This is a genomic window from Streptomyces sp. NPDC104309 (assembly GCF_055584025.1).
The window spans coordinates 1-25,309 of sequence record NZ_JBVJMV010000053.1 but is presented as its reverse complement, the minus strand read 5'-3'; the positions used below and the strand labels follow the sequence as shown (position 1 = coordinate 25,309).

Annotated in this window: 26 protein-coding genes and 4 pseudogenes; 20 read left to right on the top strand and 10 right to left on the bottom strand. The window is 67.7% G+C overall.

The genetic code is table 11. The features are described 5' to 3' along the window. Positions 1–126: 126 nt before the first annotated feature. Positions 127–363, top strand: a pseudogene (locus tag ACZ68L_RS40375) (modular polyketide synthase); the annotation flags it as partial. Positions 364–600: 237 nt separating this feature from the next. Here the strand turns inward: ACZ68L_RS40375 and ACZ68L_RS40370 are convergent. Continuing rightward, the gene (locus ACZ68L_RS40370) at positions 601–1,041 is read right to left on the bottom strand and encodes a hypothetical protein (protein ID WP_469588185.1); all 441 of its coding nucleotides are present in this window, start codon (positions 1,039–1,041) and stop codon (positions 601–603) included. A gap of 73 nt (positions 1,042–1,114) precedes the next feature. On the opposite strand from ACZ68L_RS40370, the gene ACZ68L_RS40365 reads away from it, so the two are divergent. Continuing rightward, on the top strand, positions 1,115–1,453 hold the full coding sequence (locus ACZ68L_RS40365) for a hypothetical protein (protein WP_469588182.1): 339 nt from the start codon (positions 1,115–1,117) through the stop codon (positions 1,451–1,453). Positions 1,454–1,569: 116 nt separating this feature from the next. Here ACZ68L_RS40365 and ACZ68L_RS40360 read toward each other — a convergent pair whose 3' ends face one another. Beyond that, on the bottom strand, positions 1,570–2,154 hold the full coding sequence (locus tag ACZ68L_RS40360) for a CDP-alcohol phosphatidyltransferase family protein (protein WP_469588179.1): 585 nt from the start codon (positions 2,152–2,154) through the stop codon (positions 1,570–1,572). Positions 2,155–2,635: 481 nt separating this feature from the next. On the opposite strand from ACZ68L_RS40360, the gene ACZ68L_RS40355 reads away from it, so the two are divergent. Continuing rightward, positions 2,636–3,181 (top strand): RICIN domain-containing protein, encoded by a 546-nt coding sequence (locus tag ACZ68L_RS40355; RefSeq protein ID WP_469588117.1) that lies wholly within the window; start codon positions 2,636–2,638, stop codon positions 3,179–3,181. A 177-nt stretch (positions 3,182–3,358) separates the two neighbouring features. Here ACZ68L_RS40355 and ACZ68L_RS40350 read toward each other — a convergent pair whose 3' ends face one another. After that, positions 3,359–5,563, bottom strand: a complete 2,205-nt coding sequence (locus tag ACZ68L_RS40350) for a helicase associated domain-containing protein (protein WP_469588116.1) — start codon at positions 5,561–5,563, stop codon at positions 3,359–3,361. A gap of 235 nt (positions 5,564–5,798) precedes the next feature. Here ACZ68L_RS40350 and ACZ68L_RS40345 point away from each other — a divergent pair, with 235 nt between their 5' ends. Then, the gene (locus ACZ68L_RS40345) at positions 5,799–6,326 is read left to right on the top strand and encodes a hypothetical protein (protein WP_469588113.1); all 528 of its coding nucleotides are present in this window, start codon (positions 5,799–5,801) and stop codon (positions 6,324–6,326) included. Positions 6,327–6,459: 133 nt separating this feature from the next. Then, a complete protein-coding gene (locus tag ACZ68L_RS40340; RefSeq protein WP_469588110.1) occupies positions 6,460–7,044 on the top strand; it encodes a hypothetical protein in 585 nt (194 codons plus the stop codon). On the opposite strand, the gene ACZ68L_RS40335 is transcribed toward ACZ68L_RS40340, so the two are convergent. Further along, positions 7,037–7,888: an IS5 family transposase gene (locus ACZ68L_RS40335; RefSeq protein WP_469588106.1), complete on the bottom strand. Its 852-nt coding sequence runs from the start codon at positions 7,886–7,888 to the stop codon at positions 7,037–7,039. The two genes, ACZ68L_RS40340 and ACZ68L_RS40335, sit on opposite strands and share 8 nt — an antisense overlap. 121 nt (positions 7,889–8,009) lie before the next feature. On the opposite strand from ACZ68L_RS40335, the gene ACZ68L_RS40330 reads away from it, so the two are divergent. Both ACZ68L_RS40330 and ACZ68L_RS40325 read left to right on the top strand, forming a co-directional pair. Continuing rightward, positions 8,010–9,428, top strand: coding sequence for a hypothetical protein (locus ACZ68L_RS40330; protein WP_469588104.1), 1,419 nt, complete (start codon positions 8,010–8,012; stop codon positions 9,426–9,428). 37 nt (positions 9,429–9,465) lie between these two features. Continuing rightward, positions 9,466–11,541: a hypothetical protein gene (locus tag ACZ68L_RS40325; protein WP_469588103.1), complete on the top strand. Its 2,076-nt coding sequence runs from the start codon at positions 9,466–9,468 to the stop codon at positions 11,539–11,541. A 281-nt stretch (positions 11,542–11,822) separates the two neighbouring features. On the opposite strand, the pseudogene ACZ68L_RS40320 reads toward ACZ68L_RS40325, so the two are convergent. Beyond that, positions 11,823–12,311: pseudogene (locus ACZ68L_RS40320) on the bottom strand (helix-turn-helix transcriptional regulator); the annotation flags it as partial. Positions 12,312–12,404: 93 nt separating this feature from the next. On the opposite strand from ACZ68L_RS40320, the gene ACZ68L_RS40315 reads away from it, so the two are divergent. Next, positions 12,405–12,803 carry a VOC family protein gene (locus ACZ68L_RS40315; RefSeq protein ID WP_469588100.1) on the top strand — a complete coding sequence of 133 codons (399 nt, stop codon included), beginning with the start codon at positions 12,405–12,407 and terminating at the stop codon, positions 12,801–12,803. Between the two features lie 104 nt (positions 12,804–12,907). Continuing rightward, positions 12,908–13,084, top strand: a pseudogene (locus ACZ68L_RS40310) (helix-turn-helix domain-containing protein); the annotation flags it as partial. On the opposite strand, the pseudogene trxA reads toward ACZ68L_RS40310, so the two are convergent. The 3 genes and pseudogenes from trxA to ACZ68L_RS40295 all read right to left on the bottom strand — a co-directional run. Next, positions 13,085–13,381, bottom strand: a pseudogene (trxA, locus tag ACZ68L_RS40305) (thioredoxin); the annotation flags it as partial. A gap of 147 nt (positions 13,382–13,528) precedes the next feature. Next, positions 13,529–15,139: an MFS transporter gene (locus tag ACZ68L_RS40300; RefSeq protein ID WP_469588097.1), complete on the bottom strand. Its 1,611-nt coding sequence runs from the start codon at positions 15,137–15,139 to the stop codon at positions 13,529–13,531. Between the two features lie 136 nt (positions 15,140–15,275). Then, positions 15,276–16,280: an NAD(P)/FAD-dependent oxidoreductase gene (locus ACZ68L_RS40295; protein WP_469588093.1), complete on the bottom strand. Its 1,005-nt coding sequence runs from the start codon at positions 16,278–16,280 to the stop codon at positions 15,276–15,278. A 92-nt stretch (positions 16,281–16,372) separates the two neighbouring features. On the opposite strand from ACZ68L_RS40295, the gene ACZ68L_RS40290 reads away from it, so the two are divergent. The 3 genes from ACZ68L_RS40290 (at position 16,373) to ACZ68L_RS40280 (ending at position 18,570) form a co-directional block, all read left to right on the top strand. Further along, a complete protein-coding gene (locus ACZ68L_RS40290) occupies positions 16,373–16,987 on the top strand; it encodes a helix-turn-helix domain-containing protein (RefSeq protein ID WP_469588088.1) in 615 nt (204 codons plus the stop codon). A gap of 130 nt (positions 16,988–17,117) precedes the next feature. After that, a complete protein-coding gene (locus ACZ68L_RS40285) occupies positions 17,118–18,008 on the top strand; it encodes a class I SAM-dependent methyltransferase (RefSeq protein WP_469588086.1) in 891 nt (296 codons plus the stop codon). 175 nt (positions 18,009–18,183) lie between these two features. Continuing rightward, positions 18,184–18,570, top strand: a complete 387-nt coding sequence (locus ACZ68L_RS40280) for a hypothetical protein (protein WP_469588084.1) — start codon at positions 18,184–18,186, stop codon at positions 18,568–18,570. Between the two features lie 148 nt (positions 18,571–18,718). Here ACZ68L_RS40280 and ACZ68L_RS40275 read toward each other — a convergent pair whose 3' ends face one another. Next, positions 18,719–19,591 carry an aldo/keto reductase family oxidoreductase gene (locus ACZ68L_RS40275; RefSeq protein ID WP_469588081.1) on the bottom strand — a complete coding sequence of 291 codons (873 nt, stop codon included), beginning with the start codon at positions 19,589–19,591 and terminating at the stop codon, positions 18,719–18,721. A gap of 140 nt (positions 19,592–19,731) precedes the next feature. Here ACZ68L_RS40275 and ACZ68L_RS40270 point away from each other — a divergent pair, with 140 nt between their 5' ends. Next, positions 19,732–20,169, top strand: a complete 438-nt coding sequence (locus tag ACZ68L_RS40270) for a winged helix-turn-helix transcriptional regulator (RefSeq protein WP_469588177.1) — start codon at positions 19,732–19,734, stop codon at positions 20,167–20,169. 161 nt (positions 20,170–20,330) lie between these two features. Here the strand turns inward: ACZ68L_RS40270 and ACZ68L_RS40265 are convergent, their stop codons facing one another. Further along, positions 20,331–20,570 carry a hypothetical protein gene (locus ACZ68L_RS40265; protein ID WP_469588078.1) on the bottom strand — a complete coding sequence of 80 codons (240 nt, stop codon included), beginning with the start codon at positions 20,568–20,570 and terminating at the stop codon, positions 20,331–20,333. Positions 20,571–20,899: 329 nt separating this feature from the next. Between ACZ68L_RS40265 and ACZ68L_RS40260 the strand changes: the two genes are divergently transcribed. The 7 genes from ACZ68L_RS40260 to ACZ68L_RS40230 all read left to right on the top strand — a co-directional run bounded on the left by ACZ68L_RS40260 (position 20,900) and on the right by ACZ68L_RS40230 (position 25,026). Beyond that, positions 20,900–21,064 (top strand): hypothetical protein, encoded by a 165-nt coding sequence (locus ACZ68L_RS40260; protein ID WP_469588075.1) that lies wholly within the window; start codon positions 20,900–20,902, stop codon positions 21,062–21,064. A gap of 34 nt (positions 21,065–21,098) precedes the next feature. After that, positions 21,099–21,548 (top strand): DUF6879 family protein, encoded by a 450-nt coding sequence (locus ACZ68L_RS40255; protein WP_469588073.1) that lies wholly within the window; start codon positions 21,099–21,101, stop codon positions 21,546–21,548. A gap of 28 nt (positions 21,549–21,576) precedes the next feature. After that, positions 21,577–22,428: a helix-turn-helix domain-containing protein gene (locus tag ACZ68L_RS40250; RefSeq protein ID WP_469588068.1), complete on the top strand. Its 852-nt coding sequence runs from the start codon at positions 21,577–21,579 to the stop codon at positions 22,426–22,428. A gap of 95 nt (positions 22,429–22,523) precedes the next feature. Continuing rightward, a complete protein-coding gene (locus ACZ68L_RS40245; protein WP_469588065.1) occupies positions 22,524–22,712 on the top strand; it encodes a hypothetical protein in 189 nt (62 codons plus the stop codon). Beyond that, a complete protein-coding gene (locus tag ACZ68L_RS40240; protein WP_469588061.1) occupies positions 22,709–23,095 on the top strand; it encodes a DUF6415 family natural product biosynthesis protein in 387 nt (128 codons plus the stop codon). Before ACZ68L_RS40245 ends, ACZ68L_RS40240 begins: the two co-directional genes overlap by 4 nt. Before the next feature lie 233 nt (positions 23,096–23,328). Further along, complete coding sequence (locus ACZ68L_RS40235) at positions 23,329–23,955, top strand: hypothetical protein (RefSeq protein ID WP_469588056.1); 627 nt, start codon at positions 23,329–23,331, stop codon at positions 23,953–23,955. 789 nt (positions 23,956–24,744) lie between these two features. Continuing rightward, on the top strand, positions 24,745–25,026 hold the full coding sequence (locus ACZ68L_RS40230) for a hypothetical protein (protein WP_469588053.1): 282 nt from the start codon (positions 24,745–24,747) through the stop codon (positions 25,024–25,026). Positions 25,027–25,309: the final 283 nt, after the last annotated feature.

Below are 25,309 nucleotides of genomic sequence, written 5' to 3'. Positions count from 1 at the left end.
GCCACCGGTTCGGGCACAGTCCACCCGGACGTGTGGATGCGGGCGCATGTTCGGGCGCAGCGGTTCTGCCACCACTGACACTTCGGTCCATGGGGAGGGTGTCGGCGGAGAAGCGCCGGGCTGCCGGTGAAGTCGAACATCGGGCATACGCAGGCGGCTGCGGGTGTGGCCGGTGTGATCAAGATGGTGCTGGCGCTGCGCAAGGGCGTGTTGCCTCGGACGCTGCACGTGGACGAGCCGACCTCGAAGGTGGACTGGTCCTCGGGCGCGGTGCGCCTGCTCCGCGCCGGCCGCCGCGGCGATGTTCGCGAGTTCGGCGATCCCGGCGAGCGCGTCCTGGCCGACCTTGAGCGGGCGGACCCAGATCAGCCCGACCAGCTCGGCGCGCACCAGCGGCATCATGAGCGGGCGCGGCACGACGCCCTCGCCCAGCGAGGCGGTGTACGTCTCCTTCGCGACGCCGACCAAGCCGTTCCACATCCGTGCTTCCACGGGGGGAGCCCCCTGCCGTCCGGTGATCCGATCACCGCACCCTGCCACGGGGTTCGAGGCCGTGTCAGCGGGATGATCAGCCACCGTGCGGCGGGGGAGGAGCCGGATTCAGGCGGTGGCCGGCTGCGGGGCCCGGACGTCGCCGTGCTGGGCGTCGAACTCGCTCAGGGCCGCGCCCAGGCGGGCGGTGACCTCGGGCCGGGTGTACCTGTCCCCGGCGAGCCAGCGCAGGTACGGCTCCGCTCCCTGGAGCAGCCCGGAGCGGGGGTAGAGGTTCACCAGGGCGCGGTGGGTGCCGCGCTCGAGGTGATGGCTCCAGGAGTCGACGTCGACCTGGTCCTCGGGCGCAGCGACGTGTCCGTCGACGAAGCCGCCCTCGGAGGTGGTGCAGCAGTTCCAGCCGCAGTTGATGGCGCACCGCTCGCAGGCGAGGGTGCCGTGCATGTCCGGGTAGCGGCGCTGCCACTCGCCATCGAGGGCGATGACGTCCCCGGCGAGCGGGATGTTCTTGGCGCACAGGCAGCACCTGATGCGGAACGCGACGGACACGGTGGAGCTTCCAATCACCCTGCGGGTCGGACGCGTTCAGCCTCGCAGTCGGCGTCGGTTATGCAACGTCGCCATGCCGTCGCGGTGGCCCGTTGCCCTCACCGTGTGGCAGCGCCTGGCCGCAGGAGAGGAACCGCTGAGCGAGGAGACGCTCACCGAGACGGCGGCGCGGGAGCCCACGATTGGTGAGCTGCGCAGCCTGCTGGACGACGAGGTCACCGTACGGCTCGACGAGCAGGCGCACGACCAGGAGATGCGCGACCGCCTCCGCGTTGGGCTCGATCAGGCCTGCGCCAACCTCGAAGGGGCAGAAGCGGGAGTCGATGCCGGTGCCATGCCCCCAGTATGGCCCGGCTGGCCACTTGGATGTTTGCGGTCCTGTTGCGTCCAGGGGGTCCGCTTCGCACAGTGATGCCGGGCATCGCTGTGAGGTGTTCAGCGGTTCCGGGGTGGGCTCGGTCGGCTTCGACCAGGCCGTGCGCCACTGCGGCCTGCGCCGTCTGCTCGCGCTCCCATGTCCTTGGACCGTCAGGCCGGGAGAGTCTCACTGCCGTGATCGTGGAGAGACTTCTTCCGCAGTTGGCGCACCTGGGTCGTATAGAGAGCAGCGGACCACCAGTACAGCGCTGCCCCCCAGATGGCTAGCGCCCATCCGAATATCTTCGCGTAGTCGGAAATGGTATTGCCTCCATCTGCCAGCAGGAGCAATGGGAAGGCATACATGAGATTGAACGTAGCTGCCTTCCCGATGAAGTTCACCCGGAGCGGGCCGTATCCGAACCTTCGTAGGGAGGTGATATTGAACGCCATGAATATGTCCCGCGCGACCAGGAGCAGCAGGAACCACCAGGGGATGATATCCCGCAGGAGCAGAGCCAGCAGCGTGGAGACGGTATAAAGCCGGTCTGCGGCCGGATCCAGGATCTGACCCAGGCGTGTCACCTGATTCCACCTGCGGGCCAGCTTGCCGTCAAGATAGTCAGTTGCGCCACTTACTACGAGAAGAGCAATAGCCCAACCGTCAAGACTTGGATTGCCGAAATACGGCTGAAGCACGAGCCAGAGAAATACGGGCACCCCGGCCACGCGCAGGGCGCTCAGTGCGTTAGGCATCGTCAGAATTCTGTCGTAGCCGTCGCGTTCCACTACCCCTACCTCCAGTGGCCATGCAACCGGCCCAGATCTTCGGCCTGCCAGAAATTAGATTGCTGATCTTACCAGGATCCCCCTACTCCAGCTGTAGATCGTGATCTTCATGTCTGAGTTGCGGTTTGTCGCCGGTAGTGACTGGTGCGTGATCGGGCTTGATGACGCCTTCTCCACTCGGACCAGCTGAGGACTCGCTCTACTTTGACAGAGAGGGACACGCGGTGGTCAGGAATGGCGCACACGAAGACATTTCGTGCATCAACTACCAAATGGCCCATAAAACTAACCCCTTGCAAGGGCCGATCACTCCTTGTTAACGTTTCGGCACATTGCCCGACCAGCAATGCTTCAAATCGATCCGTCCGGTGCGACTCGCGGCTCAATTTTTGAGCCGGTTGAGTCGTGTCCTATTTCAATCGGATCTCATAGGGGGGACTTCATGAAGATGAAGCGAATATCAATGGCTCTTTCGGCCACGGCTATGGCCTCGGTGGCCCTGCTTGCGATGACAGGCAACGCCTCGGCCGCGCAGGAAGAGACCGTTCCGACTGCAAGCACCGCACCGGCCGCACAGGGGAAGACCACCCCGGCTGCTAACGGTGTACTTGGCGCGCAGAGCAAGGTGACGTGGAAGAACGCGGCAACGGGCCGCTGGCTCGCTATGGACACAGGCATCACCGGAACAGGCACCAAGGTGGAAACCAGTTCACGGAACGTCGGTGGCTGGGAAGAGACCAAGAACTCTGACGGCACCTTCACTCTCGAGTGGACCGGGTACAGCACGGGAAGCCACTGCCTGGACAGTGACAAGGACGGCAACGTGTACGGGATCAAGTGCAGCGGTAACAACAACCAGCGGTGGTACGAGACCAAGGACTCCAAGGGCTGGCGTCTGAAGAACAAGGCCACCGGCCGGGTCCTGGACAGCAACTCCAGCGGTTCCGTCTACACCAACAGCGACCAGGGCAACACCTACCAGCGGTGGCTCTGAATCAGGATCACCGCCAACGACATCCCGTTGCCGAACCGGTTCTTCGACCAGGCCAGCAAGCGGATAGAGCAGGGCGCCGCTGAGTAACTCCGACGTCACCGCCGCAGGCCTGCACCGATCATCCGGCGCGGGCCTGCGGTGTTCTCACCCGGTGATGGTCAACCTCGCGGCTCCAACTCAGGCCCAGTCGACGCTCAGCGCGGCGAGGGCGTCGCGTTGTTCGGGGGTGAGTTTGTCGCGGCGGGTCTTGGTGTTGGAGATCCATACGCCTAGTTTCACGGTCACCGGCTCCGGTTCGCCGTCGACCGTGATCGTCTCGGCGTGGCTGCGCGGCACCGGCCGGTCGCCTTCCCGTTCCACCCACTGCGTGAGGGCTGTCAGGCCGCGTTGGAAGGCCTGCTGGGCCTTGCTCGGGCCCTTCGCCGCACGCGGTATCGCCGGGGCGGCAGGCGCCGCTGCAGCGGGCTCCACACCCAGAGCGGTCAGTCGCTCCGTCTGCTCGGGGGAGAGCTGCGCCCAGGTGCCCGCGTGCTTCTGCTGCTGAAGCCACTTGCCGATGTCGTCGCCGTCCATCAGCACGCCGGGGGCGATGTCGGGCAGGACGCCACCGGCTTCGGTGTCGGCGAGGTCGGCGAGGACGCGGTGGTGGCGTTGCCAGTCGAGTGGCCATGGGCAGTTCCAGTCCGGGTCGATCGCTGTGAGCTGTGCCGCGCGTACGGCGGCCCGTTCCGGGTCTTTGCCCAGGCCGTTCTTCTGGCCCTTCCGGCGGAGGCTGGCCATGTGCTGGCCGACCGGCACCATCGCCTCGCCCTCGCCCCACACCGCGTCCTGACGCGGCGCGAGATGCCCGGTAGCCCGCCGGTACGACCGGAGCGCGGCGAGCTTGTTCTCCCACGCTTCCTCGCCCGGCTCCCACACCATCCCGGCCTCCGGCGCGTCCAGCAGGGTCTTGCGCCGCTCCTCCAGCTCCCCGGCCCGCAGCGCCTTCCGCTGCTGGTGCACCCACCGCCCGAGAGGGAAGTCCTTGGTGACGCCGACCTCGGTCTCCACGTCATAGGGCACGGCGTAGAGACCGGTGATCTCGTTCTCCGCCCGCCACCGCAGCAGGGCCTGGTAGCCCTCCAGCCACACCAGGGACTCCGGCCGGTAGACCCGGGTGCGCAGGAACGCCGCGATGGTCGCCGCGTCCCTCGGAGATGAGAAGTGGAGCAGCGCCGCTTCGGCGGCGGCCTGCGTGTCGTCCTGCTCCTGGTCCTCGCCGTCGCCCTCGCCGCCGGCCCCGACGATCTGGCCGTCTTCGTCGCGCCGGACGTGGACCTTGCGCTTCCCGCTGGTGAGCGCCCGGGAGGCGAGCTGCTCAACGAGTCGTTCGTCGTGGCTGCGGAGGCCCTGGAGGACCGCTACAAGGGGGCGGAACGAGGCGGAGGCGACCATGTCGGTCGGGTCCTCGTTCGGCTCCAGGAACACCGGCACGATGATCCGCGCGACCTTGGTGGAGCCGTCCTTGTTGAGGCGGAGCGCCCGGCCGATGTTCTGCACGATCTCCACCTGCGAGCCGCGGGTGTCGGTGAAGCAGACGGCTTCCACGCCCCGCTCGCCGGTGATGTCCACGCCCTCCCCGAGCACGCGAACGGACGCGAGGAACGCCCGGTGCACCCGGCGCCCGGCCGCGTCGATCCCGTTGGCGAACTGGCGCAGCACCTCGCGGCGCTCTGACACGAGGTGGTCGCCGCACAGCCATGCCGACCACACGCGGTCCGGCGGGACGTGGCGGCCGGCCTCCAGCTCGTAGAACTCCGCGTCGATGGAGGACTTCGGCAGCTTGTCGGCGGCGGCCAGGTCGTCGTCGGAGGCGTCGTTGACGTACAGCGCGGCAGCGGTCTCGGGCAGTTTCTCCGCGAACGCGGCGGCCTCTTCCACCTTCTGGTGGAACGTCATGACGGTGCGCAGGTTGTATGCGGCGGCGTGCTCCAGGAGCGCGGTCTGCAGGAGGGCCAGGCGCCGGCCGCGCCGGGCTTCTTCGGACTCCCCGAGGACGGGGGAGGGGTCGCGGATCTCCAGGACGTCGATCTCGAATCCGGCGAGGATTTCGCGCTCGATCGCCTCGCTCAGTCCGAGTTCTGCGAGCCACGCACCGTACGTGCCGTCCGGGTCGTCGGCCATGGTCGCGATCTCTGCCTCCTGGCCGTCCGCGCCCTTCTGTGGCCGGGCCGCTGCCAGGATGCGCGGGGTCGCGGTCAGGTAGAGCCGGAAGTCGGCGGGGATCCGCTGGTTGTCGTGGATCGCGGCCCACGGCCGACCAAGATCACCGGCGGTTCCGTGGGCCTCGTCCGTTTTACCGACCGGGAATGTGTGTGAAGTGTTGATGGGCTGGCATTTCACGTGCCGTACATGCTCGCGACGGCGGAGTACCAGGATGCGCGCCGACCGCCTTGCCAGACATCGTGTCTTCCCCACGGACCACCCTGCTGGCCGGAGTCGATCACCGGGTCGGGGTGCTCTGCAGAATGGGCATGTACGTACATTCGCCCCTGTCACACCATGGTCAGTTTCGTGTGCGGGTAGTTACGCTGTCGCGATGGATCACGAGGGGGCGGGGCGGGGACCGGGAGAGCCGGTGACCAGCCGAGAGCAGGACGCAGTACGTCTTTTGTTGCTTATCGACGGGGCTTGCGAGCCGGTGACCGAGGCGGAGACGGCACTGCCCGGACTGGAGCGGGCGGTGGGAGTGATGCGGACGCAGGTCAAGCTGCAGAAGCTGGACTTCTGGCTGCGCAATCCGGACTACCTGGCCAACGAGCTGCTGACAGCCTACGAGACCGAGCCCGAGGAAGCGCTGTTGGACCTCGCCGGCCGGATTCTGGACTCCGAGGAGCCGGAGGTGCGGCGCTATCCGATGCTGCGCCACCACTTCGGCGCCTACGAGTGGCTGGACGACGCTCTGGCGGTGCTGCGCAGCGCCGGGCTGCTGGTCCGCAAGCGGCGGGGAACGGTCGATCGGGTGCGCCAGCACGATTACTTCCTGCTGGAGCATGGCCGCCACGTCGCCCGGGAGATCACCGCCAGGAGCCGGATTTCGGCTACTACGTGCAGCGCGTCGAGGACGTCCTGCGGCTCGCGGGGGAGAAGAGCGGCAGCGCGCTGAAGAAGCAGCAGTACTTGACGCGCGAGTACGCCGACACGCCGCGGGGGAGCCGGATCGGGTCGATCACTGAGCAGGCACGCCGTCGGCTGGCGGACTTCCGGCAGCAGCTACAGGTACAGGGAGTGGGGGGAGCATGAGCACGGTGCAGGAAGAGGCGCTGCTGGAGACGCGCATTGCGGACAAGGCAGGTGTGAAGGTCGACGACGTCCGCGACGTGTTCGCCGCATACGGGCTGCCGTTGGTCATTTCCCCAGCACGTCCGCGGTCACTGCGGGTGCACCGGCTGCGAGTGGCTGGCGAACGTACCGGCGACGTCGAACCGGGCCCCTTCGACACCACCCTGTCTTTCTCCGAGGGTCTGACAGCGCTGGTTGCCTCGAATTTTAGGGGCAAGACATCGGTGCTGGAACTACTGACGTGGTGCCTGCGCGGCACACCGCGCAGTGAGATGCAAAGCCGTGTCCGCAGCTGGCTGCACCACATTGACCTGGACGCGACCGTCGCAGGAGAGCCCATGGCGTTCCGCTTGGACCTCACCGACGGAGAGATCACCGCGGCCACCGTCCTGACCGGCAGCGAACCGTCCGTATTGGCCGACGTACGCGGCCCCGCCCCGGACCAGGGCATCACTGCCCTGTTGCGAGCCTCCAGCACTGACAGCTATGCGGAGCAGATCGCCAGCTTGATGCTAAGATCGACCGGCAAATGGATCACTTGAGGCGTCGGGTGGTGGGGCGGCCGTCCCAGCGGTAGCGCTTGGTCGCGCGGCGGATGAGCATGCGGAGCGTGACGAGTGCGGCGGCGAGGTGGAGGTAGAAGTCCACCACCTTGCCGTCCTTCTCGGTGCAGCGCCGCAGCTTGCCGTAGCCGTTCATCCAGGAGTGTGTGCGCTCGATCACCCAGCGCTTGCCAGCCTGAATCGGGGCCGGAATGCCCTTGCAGGCGATCTCGGACGTGAACCCCAACTCGGCAATCAGCGCACGGGACGTGACGCTGTCGTAGCCGCGATCGAGGTTGACGTTGACGTCTTCGGGCATTGCGCCGACTTGGGTTCGGGCCGCCTTCAAGGTGGGGCCGAGCAGGGGCGAGTCGTGCCGGTTGGCGCCCTCGCAGACGATGCCGAGCGGAACGCCGCAGGCATCGGAGGCGACCGAGCGCTTCAGCCCCTGCTTGCCCCGGTCCACCGGTGAGCGCCCCGCCTTCTCGCCGCCCGACGGTGCCTTGGTGATACAGCCGTCGACCGAGATCTCGGTCAGCCCAAGACCGATCATGCTGTCGTACGCTTCCAGCGCCAAGGCATGTAGTCGTTGGGCTATCCCCAGCTCAGCCCACTGTTTGACGCGGCGTCGGATTGTTCGGTCAGAGCACCCAGGACTCGCAATCCGCTCGTACCCCGAGCCGTGGACCAGTGCCAGCACGACGTGCTCGAACACGACACGGTCCGACACCCGACGGCGGTGACACCCGAGCGGATGGCTCGTTGAGTACCCCTCCCGTACGGGCAGGAGAACGGCGAACTGGTCCCACAGGGGGTCGAGCAGGCAAAATGGCACCGCAGGCACGGGTCCTCCGTGTGATCACTGAGCGTAGAGACCTCCATGATCACGCAGGCCCGTGCCTGTCTCGTTTCCGGGACCGTCAGCCGACAAGCGACCCAACCATTTGCCGGTCGGTCTAAGGCGGATGGATTTGCAGCCACTGGTCAACAGCTTCAAGGAGACCAGTACCCAGACCCACGGGTGGCCCGCCTACTTTGGCGCGGTCTACCTGCCGGCTGGCGGCGACAAGGCCCTGCTGGGTGAGGTCGCCTCCAACGGACTGCCAGGCCGTCTGCTGCAGGTCTTCCTGGATCTGCCTGCAGCCGCAGCTCTCACCCGTGTTAAGACCGTGCACGATGTGCGCCTTGCCGAGGACAAGGCGCGCCGCGCAGTGGCGGTCGCCGAAGCAGCGGAACGTGCATCCGAGAGAGAACGCCTGGAAACCGATCTCACCCAGGCCCGTGAGGCACTGGCACGCCTGTTGCCCAGGGACGGCGAGGACGCTTCCCTGACCGACATGGCCCACGACGCGGTCCAGCTCGCCAGAGCTCTGGCCGACGCACAGGACGCGTGGGACGAAGCCGTGCGTGTCTTTCGCCGGGCTCGCACCGAACGCCAGCAGGCTGCCAAGCTCCTCAACGATGTCACCGAAAGCGCCACTGCTCGCCTGCTCTTCCACGGCCTGAACCCCACTAGCTGCCCCCGCTGCGACCAGCAGATCGACGACACGCGTCGCCAGCAGGAGCGGCACGCCCACACCTGCGCGGTATGCGCACGCGAGGTGACCGGAGACGACGAAGATCCGCAGGAAATTGCCGCGGAGGCACAGCAGCGGCTGGAGACGAGTACTGCCGTCGAAGAGTCAGCCAAGCAAGCTCTGGAACAGGCTGAGACCACCGTCGACGGCCTGACACACCGGCTGGAAGGCGCGCAGGAGCAGCTGCGACGTGCCCAGTCCGCCGCCGATCTGCCCGCTCGCCTGGCCGCACAGGAGAACGTGCTGAGGCTGGAAGGCGCACTCAGCGTGTTCCGCGAGCCCGAGGAACCGCCCCTGGACGAAAACGAAGCCAAGGCCATTAAGGTCCTGGCGGCTGCCGCCGACCTGCTGGAAAAGGACAGCAAGACGGCCGCCGAGGCGCTGTTCAAAGAGGTCAACGAGGAGACCGTCGAGCTGGCGACCTTGTTCGGGGTCCCCTCCCTCGAGTCGGTGTCGATCGACCGCGGCGCTCGCTTGAAGATCTTCCCCCTCGGCAGCAAGCAGGAGTGGTTCAAGGACCAGACCGCCGGCGCACGCCTGCGGCTGCGCATCGCCGTTGCCATCGCCCTGCTCAGGGTCGGTAGGGCAAAAGGCGTATCCACGCACCCCGGCCTGCTGCTCATCGACAGTCCGAAGTCTGAGGAGATGCAGTCCGCAGACGCGCATAAGCTTTTCAAGGAGCTGGCCACCGTCGCAGCCGAGAGCGAGCTGCAGGTAGTGCTCACCACTGCGGACTTCGACCTGGCCCGTGCAGCGCTGCCCGCTGACAGCATCCGACAGGCCGAGCCCGGTGCATCCCTGTGGTGAGGCCGCCCTCGAGTATCAGATGGAAAGGAAGGCTGCCGTGCCGCAACTCGTCGACCGGCTGACCGAGCTGGCCGCCGACGGCCGGCCCATTACCTTCCCCGCCATCGGCCTGACCCCCGAAACCGTGGCCAACGAGGCCAGCGACGTGGCCGCCGGCCCCTTTGCCCCCTACCTTGCCGAAGCCGTTGCCGACGCGTACAACCGCAGCGACGCGCAATGGCAGCTCGCAGCCGTCACGTTCCCTAAAGGACTTGCCGCACAGCGCAGCGTCCTCCACCTCACCGCATCCATGGACGCCCTGCTTCACAGCCCCACAGCTGCAAAGGCACTGGGCAAGCTGCTGACAACAGCTCTGCTGGATGGACTGACGGATCGCATCCAGGCCGCACCACTCCTGGCTGCCGCCAGCCTCGAAGGCGCTGTACGCCTGGCAGTCGCCGAAGCAGTCACCCCCTTCAAGGTGTGGCAGTTCCTTGAAGACGTACCGGTTGACGGCCCCGAAGACTTCCTTGAGCGACTGCCACGGCTTCTCGGTCTCACCCTCGACCGCTGGGCTGATGAGGGCCCCGTCGCTGAAACCGTGCGAGCCCTGCTGCAACAACTCACCCACGACGAAGCCACCGACGTGGACGCCATGTTCGAACTCGGCTGCGACCTGCTGCGCCGCGCACTGTCCTCGACTGACATAGGCGCCGTCACTACACACCTCGCTCAGGCACGCAAGCAGTTCGAGACCGCTGCCCAAGCCGAGGAAGCCCGCCACGACGCCCGCACCTACGCAGCCGTCTGCGACGCCATCCTCGCCTTTGGTCGGGCCGACGCAGTAACAATCACCAGAGCCGCTGACCAGATCGCTAGCGCCCTGGACCAGCACGGCGCCTGGCTCCACCGGGCCCACCAGTCCGCCTGGCTCCAACCGCGTCGTTCGGCAGAAATCGCCTGGCACCGCCTCATCCTCCAACTACGCGCCGCAGCCGCCGCTCTACAAGACGACGCGTGGATGGACGCCTGGCAGGCCCTCGACACAGTCCTCAGCGCCTACAGCGCCGCCCGCACCGTCTGCCCTCTGGCGGGCAGCACCGGCCAGGGCCTGGCTCTCTTGGTCGAGCCCGCGATCGAAGACGGCTTCTTGCGCCAGCAGGCCTTCCTGACACAACTGCGCCGCGCTGCCCAAGACACAGACCAGCACACTGCCCGGGGCTTCGACGCCGAAACGGCCAGAGCCCTGCTCAATGCCATCGACACCGCATCCCAGCGCGAGGCCTCTTCAGGACTTTCAGCCTCTGACGACGACACCGGTGACGACGACCCCGGAGGGGCGCCGGCTGCCCGTTTGCAGCGTCTGGCACCGACCTTGCTGCTCCTGCTCGGTGAACAGCAAGCGCTGAGCATCGCCGGAGCACTGGACAACCAGCAGCTTCTGGCAGTCGAAGGTCTTGCCTACGACGGTGATATAGCCCGGCTCAAAGCCACCGACCCGCTCATCGTGCCCAAACTCGACCAGCTCATGACCGAGCTCTCAGCGCACCCCTCGTTTACCGGTGAAGTCCGCAGGACCTTTTCCGCACTGGTGGAACAAAGTCTCCTCTTCCTCAAGAGCCGTTCCGACATCACCCGAACCAATCTCTTTGGCTCGACCAAGAAAGGCGACCCACCTCCCTTCGACTACCGACGCAAACCCGAGGGGAAGCGCAAGCCTGTCGAGGCTGACCTGCAACGTGACTTCTACCAGTGGCTCCAGGGCGGGCCCCTGCACAACGTCGTCCTTGTCGAACCTGTTGATATGGGCATGGGTCGTGCAGATGTCATGGCGCACTTTGGTGCTTTGCGCTACCTCACCGAGATCAAGCAGGACGCCACCGACAACGATCGTGAGTACCTCGAACGCCGCTACCTCACCCAGGCTGCCGAGTACAGCAACACCAACGCACCCTTCAGCCAACTTCTCATCCTGGATCTCACGCCGAAGGACAAAGCAGGGGGCAACCTGCGCGTCGATGAGGTCGTGTGGACAACAGTCCATCGACCCGTCGGAGCTACAACGGACCGTGCTGTCGTCGCCGGCATCGTTGCCGGCAACCGAACTACGCCCTCTGCCTACTCCCGCAAATGAGTACGTCCGAGGAAGCTGGGTGTCAGCGTGCGGACGGCCTTCCCCGAAGGCCACAGCCGCCGAGCCGTTCCGCATCCGTAGGCAGTCTCATCCAGTACGTTGCCGCTGATGTCCTCGGGTGATCTCCCGTTGCCGTTCGCGGAACGGTTGGGCTTCTTCGTCGCTGATCCTCAGGCTGTCGTGGATCTGCGGCGTTACTTCGGAATCGGTTTGCCGCCCGGCGCGACGGCGTTCACCGGGAGCCGGTTCGAGCATCTGGCGGGTGGGGGAGACCGGCCGGAGGTTAAGCGGATCGAGACCGGTCGGCGGTGGCGCACCGCATCGGCGATGGTGAGCAGGAGCCCGGCGTCCGGGTGGTCCAACTCGGCGGGCTGCTCCGTGAAGGCGAGAGCTTCCAGGAGTGTGTCGAGCCGGCGGGCGATGTGCTTGGGCAGCACCCGCCGGATCTTCGCTGACGCTGTCTCGTTTGCCGTGCGCTCCGTCGTCGTCAGCCCTGCCCGGCGGCCGGCGACCAGGCCGAGCAGCACGGCCAGCGCCTCGTCGTCGCTGAGCATGAGCGGAGGCAAGTGGTACCCGGGAGCCAGCCGGTACCCGCCGTAGCGGCCGCGCACCGACTCCACGGGCACGTCCAGGTCGATCAGCTGGTCCACATACCGCCGCACGGTGCGCCCTTCGACGCCGAGACGGGCGGCGAGCTCGGCCACAGTCCGGGTGCCGCCCGACTGCAGCAGCTCCAGGAGGGTCAGCACGCGGCCGGTCGGTCGAGGCATGTTCGCACCCTAACGCGAATACAGGACCGATTCTGTCCACTATTTCTCCTAGCCTGCGACGTGCACCCCTCCAGCACAGCCAAGGAGATCCCCATGGACTTCGTCTCGATCCGCATCATCACCAGCGACGTCGCACGCCTCGTCGAGTTCTACGAGCGAGCTACAGGGATGCAGGCGATACGGGCCACCGAAGACTTCGCCGAACTCAAGACCCCGGGCGCAACCCTCGCGATCGCCAGCACCCGCACCGTCCCGCTGTTCGCCCCGGGCTCCGCCCGCCCGGCGGACAACCACAGCGTGATCACCGAGTTCCTCGTCGACGACGTGGACCGCGTTCACCAGAACCTGACCGGCTTCGTCACCGACTTCGTCAACGAGCCCACCACAATGCCCTGGGGCAACCGGTCGCTGTTGTTCCGCGACCCCGACGGCAACCTCGTCAACTTCTTCACCCCCGTCACCCCGGAGGCCATCGAAAAGTTCGCACGCTGACGCCACGCACAGCCGCTCACGCGGGAGCCCCGAGATCCCAGGGCTCCCGGTGAACGCGGCCGCCGAGTCCAGGAGCGCCACCAGCGGGACATCGGAACGCACCGCTGACCCCCGAAGGACGTCTGCGCTTGTGCCTGCGGGGCGATGCCGGACGTCCGATCGCACACGTCGCTGCGGAAGCAGGAATCTCCCGCCGCTGCCTGGCCAAGTGGTACGCCCGCTGGCTCGCCCACGGCGAGGACAGCCTGATGGATCGTTCCTCCCGGCCCATCGCCAGCCCCAAGGTCGTCGAGTCCAGCCTCCGGCAGGGCGCCGGCCTGACGGAAGATGGCGACCTGCTCGCGCACGATCATGAGCGTGGGGATCGACGTGATCTCGAATGCCTGCGCCAGTTCTCGCTGAGCCTCAGTGTCGACCTTGGCGAATATGACGCCCTCGTGCTTGTCCGAGACCCGCTCGAAGACGGGCCCGAACTTGCGGCACGGGCCGCACCATTCGGCCCAGAAATCGATGATCACAAAGTCGCTTCCGGTGATGACCTCGTTGAAGTTGTCCGCGGTCAGCTCGATGGTGCTCATAAGGGCTACTCCTGCATGTGATCGGGGTATCGGGTTGTGCTCAAGGCGTTGTGCGGCCGTCGGGCACACTGCGATGTCGCGGTGTGCCCGATGGCCGTCTGCCGTGCGGGCGGCGTCGTGCTCCGTCCGCACGGAGTTCCTGTGAGGTCAGCGGGCGGCGACGCTCTCCGCCGCCCCGGCCTCCGGGGCTTTGTCGTCGGCTTCGACGGGGGTGGTGCTCTTCGGGCCGCGCAGGGTGACGTAGACCAGCAGGACACCCATCACGGCGGTGCCGATCCACATGGCCTGCTGCCAGCCTTCGACGAAGGACTGCTGTGCGGCGTGGATCAGGTCCTGGGCGTGGCTGCCGGTCTTGGGCGCGACCTCGATGGCGTTGGCGATGCCTTCGCGGGCGGTGCCCGCAGCCCCGGTGGGGATGTTGTCGAGCTTGTCGTTGATGGCGCTGCGGTAACCATTGGCCAGCAGCGCGCCGAGCATCGCGACACCCAGGGCGGTGCCGAACTCGCGGGTGACGTCGTTGAGGGCGGAGGCAACGCCCTGCTTGGCGCGGGGCAGGGAGCTGGTGATGGCCTCGGTGGAGGGCGTCATCGACAGACCCATGCCGATACCCATGGCGAGCATGCCGGCCAGGATCGACAGGTAGCCGCCGTCGACGGACACGAACAGGGCCATCAGGGCCAGGCCGAGGGTGGCCAGGGCGACGCCCACGGTCATGGTGGGGCGGGCGCCGATCTTGGCGGCCATCTTGGGTGCCAGGCCGGAGGTCATCATCATCATGACGGCCATTGGCATCATCGCCACCGTGGACAGCAGCCCGGACCAGCCCAGCACGGCCTGGAAGAACGGGAAGAGCACGACAGCGATACCGGCCTGGACGCCGAAGACGACCAGCAGCGTGATCGAGCCGCTGGCCAGACCGCGCTCACGGAAGAGGCGTACGTCCAGCAGCGAGGCGTCGCGGCGGCGCAGCTCCCAGGCCACGAAGGCGACGGCGGCGATGACACCGACGGCCAGGCTGATCAGGGTGACGGGGTCGCTCCAGCCGCGCTCGGGGCCCTCTTGGAGAACGAAGATGAGACCGATCACGGCGATGGTGGAGACCAGCGCGCCGATGGTGTCGAAGGAGTGGGTGGAGCGATCGCGGGAGTTGGGCACCGACTTCAGCGTCATCGCCAGGGCGACAACGACCAGGACCACGGGCAGCACGAACAGCCAGCGCCAGTCGGCGACGTCGACCAGCAGGGCGGACAGGAACATGCCCAGGATGCCGCCGCCTCCGGCGACACCGGTCCAGACGCCGATCGCCTTGCCCCGCTCTTCCTCGGGGAACGTGGAGGTGATGACGGCCAGCGTGATCGGCATGATCATCGCGGCGCTGATGCCGGCGGCCACGCGGGCGCCGATCATCACCGCGGCCGACGGGGCCACGCCCGCGACGACACTGGCGGCACCGAAGATGATCAGCCCGGTGATCAGCATGGGCTTGCGGCCCAGGCGGTCCCCGAGCGCACCGAGCGGCAGCAGCAGGGCGGCCAGGGCGAGCGTGTAGATGTTGATGATCCACAAAACGGTGGTCTGCGAGGCGCCCCACTCGACCGCCATGTGGGTCTGGGCGACGTTCAGCCCGGACACCGAGGCGATGACGGCCATCAGCGCGATCGAGACGGTGATCAGGATCGCGCGCAGCTGACGCGCATCCGGCGTACCCCCGCCGCTGACCGGCGCGGCCGCCGCCTGGGGAGGCTGGTTGGTACTCATGATTTCCTTCCGAAAAGGGCATGCAGGATCAGCGCCGGGACAGGGCCGGTCGCCACGGTGGTGAGATGAGGACTTGCTCACTGCGCGGACAACTGGAGGGTGGTCCGCGCGGTGCTTGAACGGCGGGGCTGGTGTGTCAGCCGGTGGCGTGCTGGGCGGCGGCGAGCGCGGCGTCGGTGTCCGCGGTGGCCAGCAGGGCGTTGATGTGGGAGCCGGCCAGGGCGCCGGCCGCGGCGGAGGCGCCGACCTGAGCGGTGAGGTCGGTGGCGTTGCCGGCCACCCACACGCCCGGGATCTCGGTGGTGCCGGCCATGGCGGAGGCGAAGCGGCGGCCCATGCGGTCGGGCAGGTCCTCCATCGGCAGCTTCAGGCCCTCCAAGCCCTCGGTGCGGGCCTGCATCTGTGTGGCCACCGCCAAAATCCGCCGCTCCACGAAGCTGCCGTCGGCCAGGCGGACGCCTGCCAGGGCGCCGTCTTCGTCGACGACTTCCTTGACGTCGGTCTCGATGATGCGGATGTTGCGGGCGGCGAACCGGGCGCGGGTGTCCGCATCGAGCTCGGTGCCGCGGGTGAAGTAGATGAGGTCGTCCGTCAGCTGGCGGAACAGCCAGGCGTGGTGGAGGGAGGCGGGCCCTGTGGCGAGGATGCCGATCGGCTCGTCGCGGACCTCCCAGCCGTGGCAGTAGGGGCAGTGCACCACGCTGTGGCCCCAGTGCTCGGCCAGGCCGGGCACCTCGGGCAGCACGTCGCGCAGCCCGGTAGCCACCAGCACCCGGCGCGCCGTCACGCTCCGGCCGTCGGCCAGGGTGATGGTGAAGCGCAGGTCGCCGTCGGCTGCGGGGGCGGCGGGCTGAGCCGTGGCGACCTCGCCGAAGACGATCCGGCCGCCGTACTGGCGGACCTGCTGGCGTCCCCGCTCGAGGATCTCGGGCGGCGGGGTGCCGTCGAGAACAATGAAGCCGTGCATGGCCGCGGCGGGGGCGTTGCGCGGGCTGCCGCTGTCGATCACGACGACCGAGCGGCGCGAGCGGGCCAGCATCAGCGCGCCGTTCAGGCCCGCGGCGCTGCCGCCGATCACCACCACATCCACCGTCGGCGTGGGCAGTGCGTCACTCTTGTAGCGGGAAGTCTGCGCAGACATGTCGCGCCCTTTCGTCGTACGTGGCCCCCCGTGCCGGACCATCTGTAAGCGACGTTAAGCCCACATTGCAGCAAGGGCATATCATGTTGCCTATGACGCAAGAAGATGGGCAGCTGGACAGCCTCGTACGCAAACGGATCCGCGCTCTGCGCGTCGCGCAGGGCTGGTCACTGGAAGAACTGGCCACTCGCGCTAACCTCAGCCAGTCCTCACTGAGCCGGATCGAGAACGGCCAGCGGCGTCTCGCCCTGGACCAGCTGGTCACCCTCGCCCGCGCCCTGGACACCACGCTGGACCAGCTCGTGGAGAACGCCGCCGACGACGTCGTCATCAGCCCGATGATCGACGGCACCCATGGCCTGATGCGCTGGCCCATAAAGGGCGACCCCGGCATGAGCGTGATGCGTCAGCGGATGACCGAACCGCCGCCCGACAATCCCGCCCGCATGCGCGCACACCCCGGCCGCGAATGGCTCGTCGTCCTGTCCGGCACCGCCATCCTGATGCTCGGCCACCGGCGCTTTCGCATCGAGACCAACCAGGCCGCCGAGTTCCCCACCATGATGCCGCACGCCATCGGCGCCGAGGGAGGGCCGTGCGAGATCATGGGCATCTTCGACCGCGACGCCCGCCGCGGCCATCAGAAGGACGCCGGCGCCGACGGCACCGAAGCCGACTGCTCAGGCACCCAGGGCCCCTGCGAATAGCGGTCCACGGCCGCGCCGCAGGCCCCGGCACCGTGGGCGATCTTGCGTACCGGGCAGCACACCACGCCACCTTCTTGCGCATTACGCAAGCAGTCGTGCGATCTACGCATGACGGGCTTACGGTGATGCCATGACCCAAGCGCACCCGCACACCCCCCACCACGGCCAAGGCGCCCGCCCGCACCACGGGCAAGGCAGCCACCAGGAGCACGGTGACGCCGGCCAGGCGGAGATCCTCGACCTGGATGCCGAAGTGCTGTTCGAACACATAGCGTCCATCGCCGCCTGGCTGCCGCTGAAGAGCGAGCCGGGCCAGATCGTGGACCTGGGCTGCGGCACCGGAGCGGGCACCTTCGCCCTCCTCGACCGCTTCCCCGATGCCCACGTCACCGCCGTCGACACCTCCGCCGGACACCTCCAGCTCCTGCGAGAGAAGGCATGCGCCCGCGGCGTCGAGGGGCGCGTACGAACCGTGCAGGCCGACCTCGACACCGACCGCTGGCCCGACCTCGGCACACCGGACCTGGTGTGGGCCTCGGCCTCGATGCACCACATGGCCAACCCTGAGCGCGCCCTTGCGAGCGTCCACGACCTGCTCGCCCCCGGCGGGCTGTTCGCGGTCGTCGAGCTTGCGGGCTTCCCCCGCTTCCTGCCCGCCGACGCTCCCGAGAACCGGCCCGGCCTCGAAGAGCGCGCCCATGCCGCGACCGAGACCTTCCACGCCGAGCACGTCCCGCACCGCGGCGCCGACTGGGGCCCGATGCTCACCGCCGCCGGATTCACCGTCGAGGACGAGCGCACCATCAGCGTCCACATCGACGGCGGGCGCAGCGACATCATCGGCCGCTACGCCTACGGCAGCCTGCAGCGCATCCGCGGCGCCGCCGCCCCCGCACTGAGCCCCGCAGACCTCGCCGCGCTCGACGAACTCCTCGACCCCGACATCCCGACCAGCATCCTGCACCGCGACGATCTCGCCGTACGCACCGAGCGCACCGTCTGGGCCGCCCGCCGCGCCTGACACCCGGCGCCCGCCCCCGGGTTGCCTGCCAGGCAGCCCCAGCACCCAATTGCTTGCCTCCTACGCAACCACCGCCTGCGCACCGCCGTGCGCTTCGTTGGGCTGAGCAACCATGCCCGCGCAGCACCACCGCCGCGCCCCCTACCGCGCGACGGACAGGAAAGGGAGCACCCTCATGACTGCACCGCACATCCCCGCCGACTACGAAGCCTGGCGCCAGGGCCGGTGGGAAGAGATCGCCGGAGCGAACGGCAAGGGCAAGGTCTGCGCCAACGCCAAGATCACCACCCCGGGCCCGCACACACTCCCTGGCATCCCCGGCGCATGGCGCACCACCCCAGCAGGCGAGCTGACCGTCACGGCCACAGCCGCCGACGGCGTCCTGGTAGCCGGCCACCCGGTCGACGGAACGAGCCCCGTCCCCTCCGGCAGCTCCCTGGAATTCCCCGGCAACCGGGTCGGCTTCGCCAGCGGCAAGGACGGGTCTTCCGGATGGGCTTGGTGTAGGAACCCCCTTCCTCGGGAGACCTCGACGCCTACCCGGCCACCGACGCGGGGTTAGCTGGCACCGCCGGTGGACGCAAGTTCCTGACGGTTGATGATCTGAAGTCGACCAGGTGAGGGCGAATCGTCCTGCTTCGGTCCCGGTCGCGCGAAGGTGACCGGGGCCGAAACTTGAACGGTGGCTTCGGCCGTGGCTTGTGGGCCGTTCAGCGGCCGATGTCGTCCAGCTCGGTCAAGTCCTCATGGGAGAGGGAGAGTCCCGCGCCAGCGATGTTTTCGCGAAGGTGCGCTGTCGATGACGTGCCGGGGATGAGCAGGATGTTCGGTGATCGCTGCAGCAGCCAGGCCAGTGCGACGGACATCTGTGTCGCCTTCAATCGAGCGGCGACCGCCGAGAGCGCCGAGGACTGAAGAGGGGTAAAGCCCCCGAGGGGGAAGAAGGGCACGTACGCGACGCCGTCGGTGGCGAGCCGGTCGATGAGCTTGTCGTCGTGGCGGTGGGCCAGGTTGTACATGTTCTGCACGCACACGATCGGCGCGATGCTCTGTGCCTCGGTGACCTGCTCCTCGGTGGCGTTGCTGACCCCGAGGCGGCGGATCAGGCCCTGCTGCTGGAGTTCCACGAGCGTCTCGAACGCCTCGGCGAGCGAGCCGGGCTGGGGACCTTCGGCGTTGCCGAGTCGGAGGTTGACCAGGTCGAGTACGTCGAGCCGGAGGGACGTGAGGTTGTCGTGGACCTGGCGGCGCAGATCTTCGGGTCGCCGGGCCGTGGGCCAGCCACCCTGTTCGTCGCGGGTCGCGCCCACCTTGGTCACGATGTGCAGCGACTCGGGATAGGGGTGCAGTGCCTCGCGGATCAACTCGTTGGTGACGCGCGGCCCGTAGGCGTCGCTGGTGTCGATGTGGGTGATACCGAGGTCGACCGCTTCACGCAGAACGGCCAGGGCACCCTCGCGATCGGCGGGCGGCCCCATGACCCACGGGCCGGCCAGTTGCATGGCGCCGTAGCCGAACCGGGTGACGGTCAGGTCACCGAGAGTCCAGGTGCCGCCGGGAAGAGTGAGGGAGGGTGTGCTCATCTTGTTGCCTTTCGTCGTGCACTTGGGGGTGGCGCCTGCTGCCTCCCTGCATCACTCTTGGAGAGAAACTTCCTATCGGGAAGTAGGCACTTTGGAGTGCGTAACCCACCCATCGGTGAGAGGTGCGATCAGTGACGACGATGAAGGCGGCCCAGAAGAGGGCCCAGGCCAAGGTGGAGTACAACGCGTTCCTGGCAGGGTGCCCCAGCCGGCAGCTGCTCGACCGAATCTCGGACAAGTGGGTCGTTCTGATCCTGTGTGCGCTGGGCGGCGACAACAGCCCTGGCCAGCCCGGTGCAGCACACGCAGGCGCTCCGAAGGCGATGCGTTACTCCGAAATCTCTCGTCTTCTGGCCGGGGTCAGCCAGAAGATGCTGACCCAGACGCTGCGGTCGCTGGAGCACGATGGTCTTCTCACCCGTACCGTGACGCCAACCGTCCCTGTCACCGTCTCCTACGAGCTGACCGACCTCGGCCTCTCGCTCCATCACATGACGCGCGGGCTCAGAAACTGGGCGCAGACACACATGGCCGAGGTCCTCGCATACCGCAAGAACTACGACGCTCGCACCTCCTGACAACTCACATCCAACCGTCCAACAGCTCTATGTTCTCGGCGCTACACCCTCAACTGCGAAGAGCCACTCAGGTGCGTGTAGGGCCTGGGGCGCGATGCCGCTGGCCCCGGACAGCGAAGGACCCCGGGCCGCCCAACGCGTCCCGGGGTCCACACCGCCGCTCACCAGTCGTCGGGTGCGCTGCTCACCCACGCGATCGGCCGTCCCTCGCTGTTGCGGCCCCAGTGGGGTTGCTCCATCAAGGTCTCGTGGCCGTCGGCCAGGACGCAGATCCGTCCCCAGCGGCCGTGCTTGCCCGGACAGATCCCGGCGAGCTGGGCCGCGTCACCGTCGCGCACAGCCTGGTCGTAGTGGTCCTGGAACGGCTGCAGTTGGGGCCGCAGCTCCATGCCGAGCTGCATCTCCGCCGCCTCGACCTGTGCCCTTGCCCTCCTGCACCCCAGGGTCGGGCAGCAGCGCCGAGATGACCTTCTCCGCCTCCGCGAAGGCGCTGGTGCGGGCGTGCCGCCGTACGGCTTCCTGCACGCGCCGCTCTTCCTCGGGTGCGGTCATCACGCCGCTCCTTCCGCTGCCGCCCACTCCAGCCCGAGGCCGGCCAGCGCGGCGAGCTTGTCGACGGTCTGATGATGTGCGGGTTTTTGTCGGTGGTGGTTCGGCGTTGTGATGTCGGTGCGATCGGTAGCGGGTTTCTGCTGTTCAGTGGGTTGTCGTGGGTGGTTCGACTGCTGTCATGGATGCTGATCTGGTGCTGACGTTTTTGGTGATGATGCGGGTCAGTTGGTTGCCGGTCGGTATGACGTGTGGTGCGTTGCTGCTGGTCATGAGCGTGCGGGCGATGTGCTGGCAGCGCTGGCTTTCGGAGGCGGGCAGCGTGCCTTCTACCGGTTGGGTTTGAGGTTGTAGCGGATTCCTGTTGCGGTGAGGCGGAGTTGTTCGCCGTCCTGGGCTGTGATGAGCGGGAGGTCTACGACACCTTCCTGCGGGACGGGAGCGTGCCCGCGGACGACTCGGAGTACTGGAGCGGGTGGCTGCCGCTGGTGGAGCGGACCGTCGCCCGCGGGGTGAAGGTCCTGCGGGCCCGGGTCGTGTCCGAGCCCGTCACCGAGTACATCCGTTTCGAGCACGCCATCACCGACGCCAACCTGCGCGCCGGTGAGGACGTCCGCTGGCTTTCCCGCCGCCGCGCCTCCACGCTTGCACTGCCGGGCAACGACTTCTGGCTCATCGACGACCAGGTCGTGCGGTTCAACGTCTTCTCCGGTGACGGCGAGGCCCTGGAGCCCGACCACACCGAGGACCCGCAGGCCATCAAGCTGTGCGTGGAGGCGTTCCGCTCGGTGTGGGACCTGGCCACTGAGCACGCCGACTACCGCATCTGACCGACGCACACCCAAGGGCCGCCACCTCATGACGACCGCCTCCCCATCGTCCAGCGCACAGGCCGCCCGTGAGGCGCTGGCCGTGCGGTTGCAGCACCTGCGCAAGGACGCCGGCCTCATCGGGAAGGAGCTCTCCGCCCGGTGCGGCTGGCATCCCGCGAAGACCACTCGCATCCAGAAGGGCGCGGTCCTGCCCTCGGATGCGGACATCCGGACCTGGTGTTCGGCGTGCGGTGCCGACGACCAGGCCGACGACCTCATCGCCACCGCCCGCGCGGTCGACTCGATGTACCTGGAGTGGCGCCGCCTGCACCGCAACGGCATGCGCAAGGTCCAACAAGATTGGAACACCCTGCACGAGCAGACCCGCCACTGCCGGGTCTACGTCTCCAACTTGCCCCCCGGCCTTCTCCAGACGCCGGCGTTCGCGACCGCCCTCATGGAGCAGATCACCCGCTTCCAGGGCACCCCCGACGACGTTGCCGAAGCCGTCGCCGCCCGCATCGCCCGCTCCCGGTTCCTCTACGAGGGCGGCCACCTCTACGTCGTCCTCCTCGAGGAGTCCGTCCTGCGCTACCGCACCGCCGACCCCGAGGCGATGCGCGGGCAGCTGCGCCACCTCCTGGCGGTGATGCCGCTCGCCTCCGTCTCGCTGGGCATCATCCCGTTCACCGCACAGCGCACCGTGTGGCCGCTGGAGGCGTTCTACGTCCACGACGACACCACGGCCGTGGTGGAGACACTGACGGCGGAGATCAAGGTGACGCAGCCGCGCGAAGTCGCCGACTACGCGAAGGCATTCGCCGGCCTCGCGGAGATGGCCGTGTACGGCGACGCCGCCCGCGCCCTCATCAAGGCCGCGATCGACGCCCTGGAGTGAATCTCCCGCAATTCTCCGCAATCTCGTTGAGGACCAATCCGCTTTCTCCGTAGCGTCGAATGACACCGACACCCCAGCAACGGAGGCGGTGCCCCATGAGCGCACCCACACCCGCCGACCCCCAGCCGGAAGGCTGCGACCTTCAGCCGCCCGACTTCGGCCGGCCTTCCCCGACGCTGCTGGAACGCGCCGACCGCGGCTACGCCCGCTTCCTCGCCGTCCAGGCCCCGGACGCCCACCCCGGCGACCACGGCCAGGACGACGACGCGGCGGGCACCCGATGAGGAACACCCACGTCGGCCTCTACGACCCCCACGGGCTCATCGAGGCCGAACTGCCACTGGACCGCGCACCCCACGAAGCACTCGTGACCGCTGTCCTCGCGTGGAAGGACCCGGACCTCGAACCCCGCGACTACGAGCAGATCGCCCTCCAACTCACCGGGCACGCCCGCGCCGTGGCCGCCGACGTCCGACGCCATGCCGCCGCCCTGCCCAAGAGCGACGGCCGCGGCGCCCTCGCCGAAGTCGTCCTCCGCGAAGCCGACGGCCGCCTGTCCGTCCCGCTGGAGGGAACGGCCCGCTGCGCCCAGAACCGCGCCCGCCTCGTACGGGCCCTCTACACGCGACTGGACCGCCTCACAGAAGCCCTCCCCGCCGTCACGTAGCCCCGGTCGCAGTCTCATTCGCCGGACGACCACAGCGCCCATCCAGCGCACAGCCCCCAGGGCGGGCGCCGTCGTTGCCAGGCGGCCCAGTCGAACTCCCTTACACCGCGACCGTCGCGCCGGACGTGTGCGTTGTCGAGATGGCTGTGGCCAAGGAACCCCAGTAGATCTTGTCGGCTCAGGGCGTGGCGTGCCTGAACCGGATGAGATGGTGTGTGCACCATCGAATGGTCTTGCCCGAAACGGAGTTGAAGTTGCTCAAGCGGACACGAATGACTGCGATAGCAGGGGTGCTGCTGGCGGGGGCCACTGCTTGCACTGACAGCGGCGGTGATACGCCGCCCATACTGACCACGTCCGACCAGATGCTGATGGCGATGCCCAGCAAGGCAAGCCTGCCCACCGGTTGGAAGTACAGCCAGTCCAAGACGCTCCAGGACGACAAAGCCCTCCAGATCTGCCAGCGCGAAACCGAGACGAACTGTGTCGGGTTAGCGGTCGGGGGCGGGGCCAGGTTCCGGCGCAGTGCCGAGGACTCATCGTCGGATAAGGAGCCCTCGGTGGAGTTCGTCCTCTACTCCTTCGACACAGCAGACAACGCGCGGGCGACCATGAAGGGCATGGTCATCGAAGAACGCGGCACCACCGTAAAAGTAAAACCGCTGACCATCGATGCGGGAGCCGAAGAGAGCGAAGCCTTCGCGCAGATCCGCACCTCCCAGATGATCATGCGGGTCGGTGGCGTCGTCGTCAGGGTAAAAGGCACCGATCTGGCAGGCAGCACCGAGCTGGAGGAACTGTCCAAGCTCCAGGTCACACGAATCAAGGCGGCTGCATCGGGGACCAACCCAGACGCCTGAGGCATTGCAGATTGCCCTCACCGTAACGGCAATCAAGCGCCGCGCCCCACCCCGACCGCACGGCCCGATTCCCACGCGGTTGGCGTTCCGTCACCATGGGAGACGCAAGTAGCAGCATGTCTGCGGTCATCTACTGGGACGGGGACCGGTGGATGCGCGAGGGCAAGCCTGTCTCACCTGTCGCGCCTCCGCCGCCCGGTTGCGCTGCGTCCAGAACCGCGCCCGACTCGAGCGGGCCCTCTACACGCGGCTGGACCGCCTCACAGAAGCCCTCCCCGCCGCTCCGTAGCCTCGCGTGGCCGGTCACGCTCAGACGGGCCGGACACGTCACGGCCGCCGCCGCAACAGAAGGTGCGGGATCTCTAGCCCTGTCACTGGACCACAGCGGGATTGTCGAGGATCGAACGGTCGGTAACGCTAAGGGATAATCCTGGATGACGAACACCCCAGCGTGGTGATCGCTGGGGTCTTCGTCGCGCGGTGGTCAGTGGCGTTCGTTGGAGATCTACGTCCAGCCTGCTCAGCGACAGAGCATGCGCGATGCGCGGAAGCAGCGCCGGGATGCTAACCCACGGACGCGATAGACGTCGCGAGGAGAACTCACGCACCTACCAGGCCGACGCAGCCGATTGCGTTTAGACGCTGAGGGGCGGCTGTGGAGGTGATGGGGTGATCGAGCCCGGGGGATCAGCAGAGTCCGTGTCCGTGGTGGTCGATGGCTGAGGGCAGGGCGCGGAGCTGTTCGGACAGGTCGGCTGCGTGGTCGGTGGGGAGCGCTCTGGTGAGGTCATGGAGACGGGTGCGGGCGGTGGAGCGGAGCCGGGCGGCGGGGACGTGGTCCAGGACGTGCAGGGCACGTTGGGCGGCGTCTTGCGGGCAGTCGGTTGCTTCGGCCTGGGCGAGTACGAGGGTGGCGGCCGTCCAGCCGCCCGTACCATCCGGACAGGCCGCAGCGGATGCTTCGGCGCGGGCGCGGGCGTGTTGATGGCGCCCAAGAGCGAGGTCGGCTTCGGCCTGGTGGAGGTTCAGCTCAGGTTCGTCGAACCCGAACCTGCCCGGCGCGGTGCCTGACGGGTCGGCTTCCAGTTCCGCCAGTGCCGTGCGCAGAGCTTGGTCAGCGTCGTCGGCGCGTTGCAGGCGGGCAAGGGCCGGCAGCAGCGCCCAAGCATGGCCGAGGCGGCTGAGCTGGCACCTGGCGGCGTCGGGCGGTGCGGCCTCTTGTGAGGTCGTATTGCCGATACCGTGTGGTGTCTACGGCGTCAAATAGCGGGCGCCGAAATCTGGAGGCGCCACCCCATGCTGATTGCTCAGCGTCCCTCGTTGACCGAAGAGGTCGTTGACGAGTTCCGCTCCC